Origin of the sequence: Lentzea nigeriaca (genome assembly GCF_016907955.1) — a bacterium.
Classification (GTDB): Bacteria; Actinomycetota; Actinomycetes; order Mycobacteriales; family Pseudonocardiaceae; genus Lentzea; species Lentzea nigeriaca.
Window position 1 is genome coordinate 250,519 of the sequence record NZ_JAFBCX010000007.1, and the last position, 12,741, is coordinate 263,259.

The 12,741-nt window shown below is 68.9% G+C and carries 16 protein-coding genes; 5 read left to right on the plus strand and 11 right to left on the minus strand.

What is annotated here, in order from left to right; translation table 11 throughout:
• The first annotated feature begins 94 nt into the window (after positions 1-94).
• Positions 95-1,075 (plus strand): NAD-dependent epimerase/dehydratase family protein, encoded by a 981-nt coding sequence (locus JOD27_RS25720; RefSeq protein ID WP_204764828.1) that lies wholly within the window; start codon positions 95-97, stop codon positions 1,073-1,075.
• On the opposite strand, the gene JOD27_RS25725 is transcribed toward JOD27_RS25720, so the two are convergent.
• A complete protein-coding gene (locus JOD27_RS25725; RefSeq protein ID WP_204764829.1) occupies positions 1,059-2,192 on the minus strand; it encodes a trypsin-like serine peptidase in 1,134 nt (377 codons plus the stop codon). The genes JOD27_RS25720 and JOD27_RS25725 overlap by 17 nt on opposite strands.
• A gap of 66 nt (positions 2,193-2,258) precedes the next feature.
• Here JOD27_RS25725 and JOD27_RS25730 point away from each other — a divergent pair, with 66 nt between their 5' ends.
• On the plus strand, positions 2,259-2,882 hold the full coding sequence (locus tag JOD27_RS25730; RefSeq protein ID WP_204764830.1) for an MBL fold metallo-hydrolase: 624 nt from the start codon (positions 2,259-2,261) through the stop codon (positions 2,880-2,882).
• Here the strand turns inward: JOD27_RS25730 and JOD27_RS25735 are convergent.
• Positions 2,845-3,495, minus strand: coding sequence for a polysaccharide deacetylase family protein (locus tag JOD27_RS25735; RefSeq protein ID WP_204764831.1), 651 nt, complete (start codon positions 3,493-3,495; stop codon positions 2,845-2,847). The genes JOD27_RS25730 and JOD27_RS25735 overlap by 38 nt on opposite strands.
• Positions 3,496-3,545: 50 nt before the next feature.
• Positions 3,546-4,421: a phosphoribosylaminoimidazolesuccinocarboxamide synthase gene (locus JOD27_RS25740; RefSeq protein ID WP_204764832.1), complete on the minus strand. Its 876-nt coding sequence runs from the start codon at positions 4,419-4,421 to the stop codon at positions 3,546-3,548.
• Positions 4,422-4,512: 91 nt separating this feature from the next.
• Between JOD27_RS25740 and JOD27_RS25745 the strand changes: the two genes are divergently transcribed.
• Positions 4,513-4,941, plus strand: coding sequence for a hypothetical protein (locus tag JOD27_RS25745; RefSeq protein ID WP_204764833.1), 429 nt, complete (start codon positions 4,513-4,515; stop codon positions 4,939-4,941).
• On the opposite strand, the gene JOD27_RS25750 is transcribed toward JOD27_RS25745, so the two are convergent.
• From JOD27_RS25750 to JOD27_RS25780, 7 genes are read right to left on the minus strand one after another with little or no spacing between them, the layout of a single operon-like run.
• A complete protein-coding gene (locus JOD27_RS25750; protein ID WP_204764834.1) occupies positions 4,938-5,729 on the minus strand; it encodes an MOSC domain-containing protein in 792 nt (263 codons plus the stop codon). The genes JOD27_RS25745 and JOD27_RS25750 overlap by 4 nt on opposite strands.
• Positions 5,726-7,144, minus strand: coding sequence for an adenylosuccinate lyase (gene purB, locus JOD27_RS25755; protein WP_204764835.1), 1,419 nt, complete (start codon positions 7,142-7,144; stop codon positions 5,726-5,728). Before purB ends, JOD27_RS25750 begins: the two co-directional genes overlap by 4 nt.
• Positions 7,145-7,170: 26 nt before the next feature.
• Positions 7,171-7,920: a hypothetical protein gene (locus tag JOD27_RS25760; RefSeq protein ID WP_204764836.1), complete on the minus strand. Its 750-nt coding sequence runs from the start codon at positions 7,918-7,920 to the stop codon at positions 7,171-7,173.
• Positions 7,917-8,450, minus strand: a complete 534-nt coding sequence (locus JOD27_RS25765) for an RNA polymerase sigma factor (protein ID WP_204764837.1) — start codon at positions 8,448-8,450, stop codon at positions 7,917-7,919. The genes JOD27_RS25760 and JOD27_RS25765 overlap by 4 nt, the downstream gene beginning before the upstream one ends.
• A gap of 57 nt (positions 8,451-8,507) precedes the next feature.
• Positions 8,508-9,092 (minus strand): TetR/AcrR family transcriptional regulator, encoded by a 585-nt coding sequence (locus JOD27_RS25770; protein WP_204764838.1) that lies wholly within the window; start codon positions 9,090-9,092, stop codon positions 8,508-8,510.
• Between the two features lie 27 nt (positions 9,093-9,119).
• Positions 9,120-9,806: a hypothetical protein gene (locus tag JOD27_RS25775; protein ID WP_204764839.1), complete on the minus strand. Its 687-nt coding sequence runs from the start codon at positions 9,804-9,806 to the stop codon at positions 9,120-9,122.
• Positions 9,807-9,829: 23 nt separating this feature from the next.
• On the minus strand, positions 9,830-10,348 hold the full coding sequence (locus tag JOD27_RS25780; RefSeq protein WP_204764840.1) for a SigE family RNA polymerase sigma factor: 519 nt from the start codon (positions 10,346-10,348) through the stop codon (positions 9,830-9,832).
• 183 nt (positions 10,349-10,531) lie between these two features.
• Here JOD27_RS25780 and JOD27_RS25785 point away from each other — a divergent pair, with 183 nt between their 5' ends.
• Positions 10,532-11,473 carry a threonine aldolase family protein gene (locus JOD27_RS25785; RefSeq protein WP_239568930.1) on the plus strand — a complete coding sequence of 314 codons (942 nt, stop codon included), beginning with the start codon at positions 10,532-10,534 and terminating at the stop codon, positions 11,471-11,473.
• A gap of 1 nt (position 11,474) precedes the next feature.
• Positions 11,475-12,071: an HAD-IA family hydrolase gene (locus tag JOD27_RS25790; RefSeq protein WP_204764841.1), complete on the plus strand. Its 597-nt coding sequence runs from the start codon at positions 11,475-11,477 to the stop codon at positions 12,069-12,071.
• On the opposite strand, the gene JOD27_RS25795 is transcribed toward JOD27_RS25790, so the two are convergent.
• A complete protein-coding gene (locus JOD27_RS25795) occupies positions 12,015-12,740 on the minus strand; it encodes a potassium channel family protein (RefSeq protein WP_204764842.1) in 726 nt (241 codons plus the stop codon). The genes JOD27_RS25790 and JOD27_RS25795 overlap by 57 nt on opposite strands.
• Position 12,741: the final 1 nt, after the last annotated feature.

Sequence of the window (12,741 nt, forward strand, 5' to 3'; positions counted from 1 at the left end):
CGAACGACCGAGCCTTGGACTCATTCCAAGGCCGTATTTCGCCGACAGCGGAGTCCCCTGGCACTTCCGCCGGATCGGACGGAAGCTGGGGATCATGAAGATCCTGGTGCTCGGCGGAACCGTGTTCCTCAGCAAGGCCGTCACGGCGGAGGCCGTCCGCCGCGGCCACGACGTCGTGTGCGCCGCCCGCGGTGCCTCGGGCGCTGTGCCTGAAGGTGCGCGCCTGATCTCGGTCGACAGAAACAAACCCGGCGCGTTCGACCAGCTCGCCGGGGAGCAGTTCGACGCGGTGATCGACGTGGCGAAGTACTCGGTGAACTGGGTGCGGGACGCGTTGGAGGCGTTCGGGCCGACGACGCCGCACTGGACGTTCGTCTCCAGCATCTCGGTCTACGCGGACCACTCGACGGGCAGCGACGAGCTGCTGCCTGCGCTCGAGGACGACCCGGAGGCCGAGTTCACGCCGGAGCGGTACGGCGGCGTCAAGGTGGCGAGCGAGAACGCGGTCAGGGATGCCGTGGCCGGGCGGGAGTTCATCGTCAGGGCCGGGCTGATCAGCGGGCCGGACGACCCCAGCGACAGGTTCGGGTACTGGCCCGCGCGGTTCAGCAAGGGCGGCAGGGTGGTCGTGCCGGACAGCCCGGACCTCGGACTCCAGCACATCGACGTGCGGGATCTCGCGCAGTGGATCGTGTTCGCGACCGAGGAACGCGTCACGGGCACCTACGACTCGACCGGGCCGGTCATGCCGTTCCAGATGGCGATCGGGGAGATCGCCGGGGCCACGGCGGCGCCGGGCACGCAGATCGTGAGCGTGCCGGAGAGCGTGCTGAAGCAGCTGGAGATCAACCCCTGGTCCGGGCCTCGGTCGCTGCCGCTGTGGTTGCCGCGGGAGTGGGCCAGGATGGTCGCCCGCGACGTCAGCAACGCGCTGGCGAACGGGCTGCGGACGAGGCCGCTGGCCGAGACCGCGCTCGACTCGCTGGAGTACGAGCGCGGCCTCGGGCTGGACCGGCCTCGCAAGGCCGGCCTCACACCGGAAGAGGAACAGGAAATCCTTACAGCAGTGAGCTGATCTGCGCGGCGACGAGGTCGATGCGCACGCCCTGGTTCGGGCAGCCGCCGAAGTGGTGGAGCCCGATCACCTTGTGCGTGCGCCTCGACAGCACCGGCGAGCCGGACGAACCGCCTTCGGTGTCGCACATGTAGCTGATGTCGGACTGCGACACGTTGCCGTTCACGCGCACCGCGCGCACGACGCAGTATCCGCCGCCGTTGTTGTTGTCGCGCAACGACAACTTCTTCAGCTTCCCAGCCGGGTGGCCGACGATGTACATCTCCTCACCCACGGCCGGGACGCGCGCGTCCAGTTCGAGGTAACCGAACGAGGTGATGGTCTCGAAGTTCTTGACGTTGAAGAGGGTGTAGTCGAGGCCGGAGTCGGTCTTCAGCACCGTGTCCGCCAGCACCTTCATGACGGTGGCCGAACTGGTGCCGCCGCAGGTCGGGCACTGGTAGTTGAACCACACCTCGATGCCGGTGGTGCTGGTGAAGCAGTGGTTGTTGGTCAGCATGCGGTTGTTGGGGCCGACCCGCCACGCCGTACACAGCGAGCTGCCGTTCTTCAGCAGCTTCGCGACGGACGCGGTCTTGCCCCACTCGGTCGGGTTGCTCGACTGGTAGCAGACCGCGTCCTTGTAGTCGTTCGTGCCGCAGATGCTCTGCACGGACGGCTGCGAGGACATCTCGGCCTCGGTGTAGCCGCGGGTGATCTTGTCGATCCGGACCCGGCTGAGCGGGTTCTGCAGCGACACGACGGCCTTCTCGCCGGTGATCGACATGGCCCAGAAGCCGGCCTTGTCGATCGTGGCGGTCTGGGAGGCCTTCAGATCCCGCGTGTAGGTGTACTTCTCGGTGCCGTCAGGGTTCGACACCGTGAGCACGTCGCCGGGCAGAATCCGCAGGTCGGCGAAATGGATCTTGACGTAACCGGATCCAGGACGTTCGATCGTGGTTGAACGGTTGTTGCCACCCACGCGGACCGAGAGCGATTCCTCGGTGCCGATCTCCTGCGACTGAGGCGACTGAGGCGCCAAAGCCTGAGCAGGAGTAGAGGTGGTGGTAGCAGGGACAAAGGACGTCATCGGCAGGGCGAGCGCCAGTGCCGTGAGGAGTTGCAGGGTTTTCCTCATGCCCTTTGATACTTCCGACGTCACCTGACCGTGTCAGCCCGCCGAACGTCGGTAATGGAGGAATCCATGCGAGTTGTCCATTTCGGTCACGCGTGCGTGCTTCTCGACACCGGGTCGACGCGCATCCTGATCGACCCCGGCACGTTCTCCAGCGGGTTCGAGGACGTGAAAGACCTGGACGCGGTGCTGATCACGCATCAGCACTACGACCACCTGGACGTCGAGAGGCTGCCGAAGCTCCTCGCCGCCAACCCGCGGGCGCAACTGATCGTCGACGAGGGGTCGGCACCCAGCGTCGACAGCCCGACCGTCGCCCAGCCGGGTGACGTGCTGAAGGTCGGCGACACGACGGTCAAGGTCGTCGGCGGGCGGCACGCGATGATCCACGAGGACATCCCGATCGTGCCGAACACCGCCTACGTGGTCGGTGACGGCGCGTTCTACCACCCCGGCGACTCGCTGTTCGTGCCGGACGAGGACATCGACGTGCTCGGCCTGCCGACCGGAGCGCCGTGGCTGCGGCTCGGCGAGGCCGTCGACTTCATGCGCGCGATCAAGCCGCGCACGGCGGTGCCCATCCACGAGAAGCTGCTGTCGATGCCGGAGAACGCCTACCGGATGTTCGACATGCTCAAGCCGGAGGGCACCGAGGTCAGGCCGCTGACGCCTGGCGAGGAGACGGCAGTCTGACGTACGTGGTCGGCGCGGCGTCGTGGGCGAGCGCGATGTCCACGGCGTCGAGCACGGCCTGCCGTGCGCCCGGCCGGTGCAGGTCGCGGGCGTCCACGGTGATGCGGGTCAGGCCACCGCGCCGCGCGGACCGTGCCGCGGAGTAGACCAGCGCCAGCGCCCGCAGCTCCCCGAAGCTGCTGCGTTCTGTCAGCGCGTGCAGGCGGCCCAGCGTCGCGAGCCCGGTGCCGAGGTCGCGGACGGCGTGGGCGTCGGCGCAGCGGGTGAACCGGTGCTTGGCCAGCGCGATCAACGTCCCCGGCGACGCCACGCAACGCCGGGGCGCGAACGTGTCGGCATGGAGCCCGACGGCTTCCATCTGCGCACGGGCACCCGTGAGCAGCAGCCCCGCCTCGTGGGCGGGCAACCGGCGTTGGCCGAGGCCGTGCAGCACGACGGCGTCGCCCGCCGCCGCCCTGGCACGCACCCATTCCTGCGCCCCGCCGAGCTCGCGGGGGACCACGAGCAGCGACAACGGCACCCGCCGCGGCTCGAGGGCCGCGGCCAGATCAGCGCACCGGTCGAGGGTCTGCGGACCGATGCCGGACAGTGAGACCACGAGCTGTGAGTGCACGTTCCGAGTGCGCCACGCCGTGGTGACATCCGCGTGAAAGCGGAGCTAACTCACGCGAGCCAGTCGGCGAAAGACCGGCCAGTAAGCCGCTCGTACGCCTCGACGTACCGGTTGCGGGTGGCCTCGACGACCTCCGCGGGCAGCGGAGGCGGCGGCGTGTCCGACTTCCGGTCCCAGCCGGACGCGTCCGACGTCAGCCAGTCACGCACGTACTGCTTGTCGAACGACGGCTGCACGCGACCGGGCTCGTAGCCCTCGGCCGGCCAGTACCGCGACGAGTCCGGCGTGAACACCTCGTCGGCCAGCACCAGCTCGCCGGAAGCGTCGAGCCCGAACTCGAACTTGGTGTCCGCCAGGATCAGGCCCCTGGTCAACGCGTACGCGCGCGCCTCGCTGTACAGCTCGATCGTGCGGTCACGCAGCTTCGACGCCAGTTCCTCGCCGTGCTTCGCGGCGATGACGTCGAACGACACGTTCTCGTCGTGCGCGCCGATCTCGGCCTTCGACGCGGGCGTGAAGATCGGCGGATCCAGCTCGGACGCCTCGACCAGCCCGGCAGGCAGCTCGATCCCGCACACCGCGCCGGTGGCCTGGTAGTCGGCCATGCCGGAGCCCGTCAGGTACCCGCGCGCCACGCACTCGACGTCGATCATCTGCAGCTTGCGCACCAGCAACGCGCGGCCGCGGACCTCGGCGGGGATGCGCGGGTCGTCGTAGGCGACCAGGTGGTTCGGGGTGAGCCGCTCGAACCAGAACACGCTCATCGCGGTGAGCACCCGGCCCTTGTCCGGGATCTCCGTGCTCAGGATGTGGTCGTAGGCCGAAATGCGGTCGGACGCGACGAACAGCAGCAGCTCGTCGTCGACTTCGTACAGATCGCGAACCTTGCCGCGGGCGACGTGCTGGTAGTCAGCGAGCGTAGGCACGCTGGTCAGCCTACGTGGCGGTGTTCCTGAAAACCGATGCACACCCCTTCACCTCTACAGATCAAGGGCGAAGAGCCTTAAGGTGCACCCCGTGCTCACCCGAAAGGCTCTGTGGATCCCGGCATTGGCCGCCGTGGGACTGCTCGTCGTGCTGGGCGTGGCCGGGTGGAGCATCGACTCCAGCCCTGTCTCGTCCACGTCACCGGGCTCGCAGACCGCCAGCACCACCCAGTCGGTCAGCATCGTGCCGACCCCGGACGTCGCCGACATCACGGTCAAGACCACGACTTCGACGACCACCACGACCACCACGACGACGCAGCCGAAGCCGCCGCCCGTGCAGGCGCCGCCGCCCGCGCGGCCCACGACGACCACGGAACCCCCGCAGCAGGGCCTGTTCGTCCGGGAGGGCGCGTTCTGCCACCCCGAGGGCGCGCTCGGTATCAGCCCGCGCGGCGAGCCGCTGGTCTGCCGCAAGGACAGCAACCGCGCCGACCGGCTGCGCTGGCAGAAGGTCTAGGACCACTCCAGGACGTCGACCTCGTCGCCGACCGCGATGGAGCCGGTGCGCACGACCTGGGCCTTCATCCCGAAGGTCACGCCGCCGTCGGGATCACGCCGGTAGGTCGCGAGCGAGCGGATCGGTTCCGGGCCGGCCTTGACGCCCGTCTCCTGGTCGACCATCGGCACCGCGCACCGCACGCAGTCCTTGGCGTAGGCCAGTTCCACGTCGCTGATCACCGCGCGCCGCACCCGGTCCTCCGCGTGCGGCTCCGGTGACCCGGACACGACCACGTTGGGGCGGAACCGGTTCATCGGCACAGGATCGCCGCCGCGTTCCAGGATGCGCTCGTTCAGACCGTCCAACGAGGACAGTGAGATCATCAGCAACGCGTTGCCGTCGGCGTACCCGACGAGCCCCTTGGTCTCCCCGGTCGTCTCCCTGCGCAGGTCCGGCGGCGTGCGCACGAGCCGCACCGACTTCCCGAGAGCGTCGGAGAAGTACGCGGCCGGGGCATCGCCCTGGTCCACGCCGAAGCCCTGCCACGTGTGCACGGTCACCGGAACCCGTGGCCCGTCGACGACAACTGGGAACGACTCCCCGCCGATCGCCAGCGAGGAGTCCACAAGCGACGGACGCAGCGCGGCCATCGCGGGCACCTTCCGCTGCGACAGGAAGACACCCTCGTCGTCGACGAGCATCATCATCCGGTCGCCGCGCAACCCCGTGAGGTCGACGGCCGAGGACGCGACGGAGTACCCGCCGCACCCCTTGATCGGATAGACGTGCAGACCGGAGACGATCACAGAATCGGCTCCGGCTCGTACGCCGGGTACTTGTCGACGATCGCGGCGACCTGCTCGACGACGGACGCGACCTGCGCCGACGCCACGCCGGTGAACGACAGGCGGTCGGCTAGCAGCGCGTCCAGCGCGGCGCGGTCCAGCGGCAGGCGCTCGTCGGCGGCCAGGCGGTCCAGCAGGTCGTTCTGCGCGAGCCCCTCCTCGCGCATCGCCAGCGCGACGGCCACCGCGTTCTCCTTGATGGCCTCGTGCGCGGTCTCCCGGCCCACGCCCGCGCGCACGGCCGCCATCAGCACCTTGGTCGTGCCGAGGAACGGCAGGTACCGGTCCAGCTCACGCGCGACCACGGCCGGGTAGGCGCCGAACTCGTCGAGCACCGTCAGGAACGTCTCCAGCAGCCCGTCGAACGCGAAGAACGCGTCCGGCAGCGCGACCCGGCGTACCACCGAGCACGACACGTCGCCCTCGTTCCACTGGTCGCCCGCGAGCTCGCCGACCATCGAGAGGTAGCCGCGCAGGATCACCGCGAAGCCGTTCACGCGCTCGCACGAGCGGGTGTTCATCTTGTGCGGCATCGCGCTCGAACCGACCTGGCCTGGCTTGAAGCCCTCGGTCACCAGTTCGAGACCGGCCATCAGGCGGATGGTCTTCGCCAGCGACGACGGCGCCGCAGCGAGCTGCACGAGCGTGGACACCACGTCGAAGTCGAGCGAGCGCGGGTACACCTGGCCGACCGACGTCAGCACGCGCTCGAAGCCGAGGTGGCCCGCGACGGTGCGCTCCAGCTCCGCGAGCTTCTCCGGCGTGCCGAGCAGGTCGAGCATGTCCTGGGCGGTGCCGACCGGGCCCTTGATGCCGCGCAACGGGTACCGCGCGATCAGCTCGTCGAGCCGGGAGAACGCGACCAGCAGCTCGTCCGCCCCGGTGGCGAAGCGCTTGCCCAGCGTCGTGGCCTGCGCCGCCACGTTGTGCGAGCGACCGGCCATGACCAGGTCGGAGTGCTCGGCGGCGAGCCGCGCGAGGCGTCCGAGCACCGCGGCGACCTTGGACCTGATCAGCTCCAGCGACCGCAGGACCTGCAGCTGCTCGACGTTCTCGGTCAGGTCGCGCGAGGTCATGCCCTTGTGGACCTGCTCGTGGCCCGCCAGCGCGTTGAACTCCTCGATGCGCGCCTTCACGTCGTGCCGCGTGACCCGCTCACGTGCCGCGATCGACTCCAGGTCGACCTGCTCCATCACGCGCTCGTAGTCGGCGATGGCGGTCTCCGGCACGTCGATGCCCGCGGCAGCCTGGGCCCGCAGCACGGCGAGCCACAGCTGGCGCTCCAGCACGATCTTGTGCTCGGCCGACCAGAGCGTCGCGAGCGACGTGGAGGCGTAGCGATCTGCGAGGACGTTGGCGATGCTCGGCTTGCTCACCCCGCCAAGGCTAGTGCACTCGGCCCTCACTCCCAGTTGACGCTCGGGTCGGTGACCAGCGATGTGAGCACTCCCACGTGCACCGGCACGGTCTGGCGCACGCCGCTGCCCGTCGCCGGGTTGTAGGCGAAGCTGGAGACCTTGACGACGAGCCCGCTCGGGTACTTGCGCACCGTCTCCGCTCGTGCGATTTCCGGGCTTCCGTCGGTGAACTCGGCCTCGGTGACGACCGATCCGTCCTTCTGCGGCACGTCCCGGCACAGGACCGCGCTCGCACAGAAGCTCTGCACGGAGAACCCGAACCTGGTGGCTTCCACCCGCAGCGCGGTCGGTCCGATGGGGTCGGTCAGGTACACGTAGCCCCAGTAAGCCCAGTCGCCTGGATTCCCCGGCACGACCTGCGTCCCGGACGGGCCCGACCGGCCCACCTTGAGGTCCGAGTAGACCTCCTTGAGGGTCGGCTCGGTCAGCGCGAGCTTCTCCGCGAGCTTGTCGCCGATGCGCTGCACCCTGATCTCCGCCGACTCGCTCGGTGTCGCCGACGCGCTCGTCTGACCGTCGGAGCCGAGCTGGCTGTCCCGGTCGCGCGGCAGCAAGCCCGGCAGGGCGAACGACGCCACGGCGATCACCGCCGTAGCCACGCCCACACCGACCAGCGCTCGCCGTCGACTTTTTTTCTGTTCGACCCGCCTGATCAGAGTGTCGGGGTCGAAGTCGAGCGGCGGCTCGTCCCAGACGGCCAGCAGCATTCCCTCGCGGATCTCCTGCTCACTCACGACGCGACCCTCCCCGAACTGCTGTCGAGCTTCTCCACGATGGCGCGCAGTGTCGCGAGACCGCGTGCCGTCTGGCTTTTGACCGTTCCCTCGGTGCATCCCATGGCCACCGCCACCTCGGCGACCGACAGGTCTTCGAAATAACGCAGGACGAGCACCGCTCGTTGCCTCGGCGGCACCTGCAGCAACGCGGTGTGCACCAGCTCGCGCGCCCACAGCTTCGCGCTGGTGTTGTCGGGATCGACCGTCGCGTCCGCGGTGTCGGGCAGCTCCCCGTCGCGCTGCTCGGCTCTGCGCCACGGCCTGCGCTTCTCGTCCAACCACGTGCGCAGCAGCACCTTGCGGGCGTACGCGATCAGGTTGTCGAGCTCCTTGATGCGCTTCCAGGCCATGTACATCTTCATCAGGCTCGACTGCATCAGGTCTTCAGCCGTGTGCCAGTCACCACAGAACAGGTAGGCGGTGCGTCGCAAAGACGCGGCATTGGCTGCCGCGAATTCGCGAAAGCCCTGCTCATCGGCCTTGCGCATGCGATCCCCTCTCGCGTCCTCAACCTGGGGAACGCGTCAGAGGAACGCGAGGTTGCATCAGCCCTGACGCGAAAGAGCCGTTCGGAGCATCCTGGCCGCCACTCCGCGCGGATCCGGCTTGAGTTCGATGAACGCGTTCACCATCGACCCGTCCACCAGCGCGATGAGCTCCTCGACCCGGTCGGGGGCGATGTCACGGCCGGAGCGGGCGAAGATGTCGGCGATCAGCTCGTGCAGCTCCGTGGACAGCACGCGCATCAACGGCCGCAGGTACGGCCGCCTGCCGGTCGCGACGAGGCGTTCGTAGCGCAGCAGCATCGTCTCGGTGTCGGTCACGTCCTTGCCGACCAGCAGGTCGAGGATCAGCTCGACCAGCACGTCGTCGTCGCTCAGCTGCTCCGACAGCCCCGCCAGCCGTTCCCGGCAGCTCGCGAGCTCGGCCCTGCCGTGGAACTCGACCGCCGCGGTGATCAGCTCGTCCAGCGAGTCGAAGTAGTACGTGGTCGACGCGAGCGGCAGACCTGCGCGTTCGGCGACCGCGCGGTGCCTGACCGCGTCGAAGCCGCCCTCCACGAGCAGTTCGGACGCGGCCTCGACGAGCGCTTGCCGCCTGCGCTCACCCTTGGGGGTTGCTGCCGTCATAGTCGCGCCAGAGTACTGGGCGAGTGATCAGAACCTCGGCGCCAGTGCGTCCGCGAAGCGCCTGGCCTGGCTTTTCAGCTGGCCGTCGCCCTGGGTGAACACGTAGAGGTCCTGCCCCTTGGCGGTCCTGACCTTCTCCGCGCCGGCGGGTGCCTCGAACGGCCGCGGCGTGACGATCGCGGTGATCGTCAGCCCGTCGATCTTGAACGCGGCCGAGCGCGAGTCGGGTGAACAGGTGACCGTCGGCGGCTGTGCCTGCTCCGGTGAGACCGAAAGCTCTCCGGCGAGGGCGTCGGCGAGCTCTCGGTCCACACCTGCGCAGCCCTGCACTGCGCGATCACTGGTCGAAAGACCAGTGCTTCCCGGCGTGGACCCGTCCCCCTGCGTAGACGGGTCGCCAGGGAAGTCACTCTGGGGCGGCTGGGCTTCCAGCGCCGTCGCTGATCCGGTCTGCGGCGATTGTGCCTTGTTGTCGTCCGCCTGCCCAGAACCCAGCACGCTCGAACTGCTCTTGTCCTGGCCGATCCAGTTCATACCCGCGACGACACCGCCGAAACCGAGCACCACGACCAGGGTAGTGCCGGCGGCGATCGAGTTGCGCCTTCGCAGCGTGGCGCGTCGCGAAGCGATGCGGACGTCGCTCGCGTCGAAGGACGCCGGTGGCGCGTCGTGTGCCGCGTCGCGAAACAGGTCCGCGAGCTTCTGCTCGTCCATCTACGTCCTCCTCTCGCTGCTGTTCACGACGCCGGTCGCAGGTCGTCGATGGCGTCACCGAGAGCTTCCCGCAACGCGGTCAGCCCGCGTGCGGTCTGACTCTTCACAGTTCCTTCCGAGCACTTCAGAACTTCTGCCGTGGCCGTTACGTCGAGACCTTCGAGGAACCGCAGCACGAGCACCGCTCGTTGCCGCGGAGGGACTCTGCGCAGGCCCTTCATCAACGCCTCGCGCGTCGCCACCGCGTCGCCGATCTCGTGATCGGACGCCGGCGACTCCGGCAGCTCGTCGGTGAACTTCTCGCGCCGCCACGGACGGCGCGACTCGTCGATCACCGCGCGCACGAGCGTGCGCCGGACGTAGGCGTCGAGAGCCTGCTTGTCCCGGATCTTCCGCCACCTCCTGTGCACCGCCACGAACGCCGTCTGCGCGAAGTCGTCAGCGCGGTGCCAGTCGCCGCACAGCAGGTATGCCGTTCGGCGCACGGCCTCACGGCGAGCCACGAAGTACTCCGCGAACTCCTGCTCGTCGCGCTGATCCACGCGGACTGCTCTCCGCTCGTTCCTCAAGTTGCACTTACCGGACGGAATCTGAGGCAACAACGGTTGCACGATCCACCGCCGAGAGCTACATCACCCCCTCGGTCGTTCACCGGATGTGATGTGATCGGGTTCGTGACCCCCATCGACCTGCGCTCGGACACCGTCACCCAGCCCGACGAGGAGATGCGCCGCGCGATGGCGACGGCCGAGGTCGGCGACGACGTGCTGGACCACGACCCGACCATGGCGGCGCTGGAGGAGCGGGTCGCCGACCTGCTCGGCGTCGAGGCCGCGCTCTGGGTTCCGTCCGGATCCATGGGCAACCTGATCGCGTTGTTCCTGCACCTGCGGCGTGGTGACCGGTTCCTCGCTCCGCTCGGCGCGCACGTGCTGGACGCCGAGCTCGGGACCGCCGCGTGGCTGGCGGGCGGGATGCCGCACGGGCTCCCGGTCATGTCCGCCGAGGCCGTCACCGCCGCCGGTGGTGGCGAGTCTCCTTACTACGGGCTTCGTACGACGTTGCTGTGCCTGGAGAACACGCACAACGCTTCGGGCGGCACGTTGACGCCACCCGATGAGCACGCGCTGCTGGTGTCCGCGGCTCGGTCCGTCGGGCTGGCCGTGCACCTGGACGGAGCCCGGCTGTGGAACGCGTCGGTCGCTCTCGGGGTGCCGCCCGCCGCGCTGACGGTCGGGGCGGACACCGTGCAGGTCTGTCTGTCGAAGGGGCTCGGGGCTCCGGTCGGGTCGGTCGTGGCCGGGTCGTCGTCCTTCGTGGTCGAGGCGCGGCGCGTGCGGAAGATGCTCGGTGGCGGGGTCCGGCAGGGTGGCGTGCTGGCAGCCGCCGGTCTGGTCGCGCTGGACCGGGTCTCCCGGCTCGCAGACGATCACGCGAACGCTTCCGCGCTGGCCGCCGGGCTGCGGTCGCTGGGCTGGGACGTCCCTGAGCCCGCCACGAACATCGTGCTGGCATCCGTGCCCGACCCCGAGAAGACGCTGACGTCGTTGCGCGATGTCGGGGTTTTCGCCAGTCCGATGTCGGGCAAGGTCAGGTTCGTGACGCACGGCGACGTGGACTCGTCCGACATCGCCGAGGTGCTGCGCCGGCTGCGAGAGGACGCCTGAGATGCGCTGGATCGTGTTCGACTTCGGCGAGGTCATCAGCCGGCGGAACCCGGCGCTGCCCGCGATGGCGGAGCGGCTCGGGGTGCCGCTTCCGCGCTTCGAGGCCGCGTACTGGGACCGCGACGCCTACGACCGCGGTGGGTCGGACGCGGACTACTGGTCGTTGATCGGGTCGTCGCTCGGGCTGTCGTTCGACGACGCGGTCGTGCGCGAGATGACCGCGATGGACAACGCGGGCTGGCTCGACGAGCCGGTGGCGGAAACCGTGGCGCTGATCGACGACCTGGACTCGCTGGGCGTGCCGCTCGCGTTGCTGTCGAACGCGCCGACGACGTTCGCGCGGCTGGCCGAGAAGGTGCCGTGGGCCAAGCACTTCCAGCACCTGGTCTTCTCCGGTGACCTCGGGTACGCGAAGCCGGACGCCGCGATCTGGCGGCACGTCGAGTCCGTGATCGGCTCGTCCGACGTGATCTTCTTCGACGACCGCGCGACCAACGTGGAAGGTGCCCTGACCGCGGGCTGGGACGCGCGGTTGTGGACGTCAGCTGCTGCTGCGCGCCTTGAGCTCCGCGCGGAGTTCGGCGATCTCGGCGCGTAGGCTCCGCAGCTCCTGCGCGGTCTCGAGCTCGGCTTCCTCGACGCCGCGCAGCTTCTCCACGAGCCAGCTGGCGATCGTGCCGGTGATGACACCGAGCAGCGCGATGCCGCCGATCATGAGTAGCCCCGCCACGAGGCGTCCGTCCCCGGTGACGGGGAACCGGTCGCCGTAGCCGACCGTCGACATGGTGGTGAGCGTCCACCACAGGGCGTCGCCGAACGTGGTGATGCTGGCGTTTTCCGCGTGCCTTTCCGCGTCCAGCACCGCGAGGCTCGCGCAGAACACGACGATGATCGTCACGCCCGCGACGTAAATGCTCACGCGTTGCCGGATTTTGTGCTGGAACTTCTTGTTCAGCAGCGTGATGACCGTGATCAACCGGAGGACGCGCAATTGCCGCACCATCGGCAGCACGACGGCCGCAAGATCGAAGAGGTGCGTTTTGAGGAACCAGATCTTGTTGTCGGCGAGCGTCAGCCGGACGAGGTACTCGGCCGCGAACACCGCCCAGACCAGCCACAACACGATCTCGAGAGTGACGTGCATGCTCCCGTGGTCGTCGAACACCTGCCACGCGTACGCGACGAGGAACAGCACGGCGAGAGCCGTCAGCGGCCACTCGACCTTTCGCTCCCACCGCTCGAGGCGGGCCTCGCTGGATTGCAACACC

Coding starts and splice junctions, on each gene's coding strand:
- JOD27_RS25720 (WP_204764828.1), top strand. CDS start 95: ATGAAGATCCTGGTGCTCGGCGGAACCGTGTTCCTCAGCAAGGCCGTC.
- JOD27_RS25725 (WP_204764829.1), bottom strand. CDS start 2,192: ATGAGGAAAACCCTGCAACTCCTCACGGCACTGGCGCTCGCCCTGCCG.
- JOD27_RS25730 (WP_204764830.1), top strand. CDS start 2,259: ATGCGAGTTGTCCATTTCGGTCACGCGTGCGTGCTTCTCGACACCGGG.
- JOD27_RS25765 (WP_204764837.1), bottom strand. CDS start 8,450: ATGCGCAAGGCCGATGAGCAGGGCTTTCGCGAATTCGCGGCAGCCAAT.
- JOD27_RS25770 (WP_204764838.1), bottom strand. CDS start 9,092: ATGACGGCAGCAACCCCCAAGGGTGAGCGCAGGCGGCAAGCGCTCGTC.
- JOD27_RS25775 (WP_204764839.1), bottom strand. CDS start 9,806: ATGGACGAGCAGAAGCTCGCGGACCTGTTTCGCGACGCGGCACACGAC.
- JOD27_RS25785 (WP_239568930.1), top strand. CDS start 10,532: ATGCGCCGCGCGATGGCGACGGCCGAGGTCGGCGACGACGTGCTGGAC.
- JOD27_RS25790 (WP_204764841.1), top strand. CDS start 11,475: ATGCGCTGGATCGTGTTCGACTTCGGCGAGGTCATCAGCCGGCGGAAC.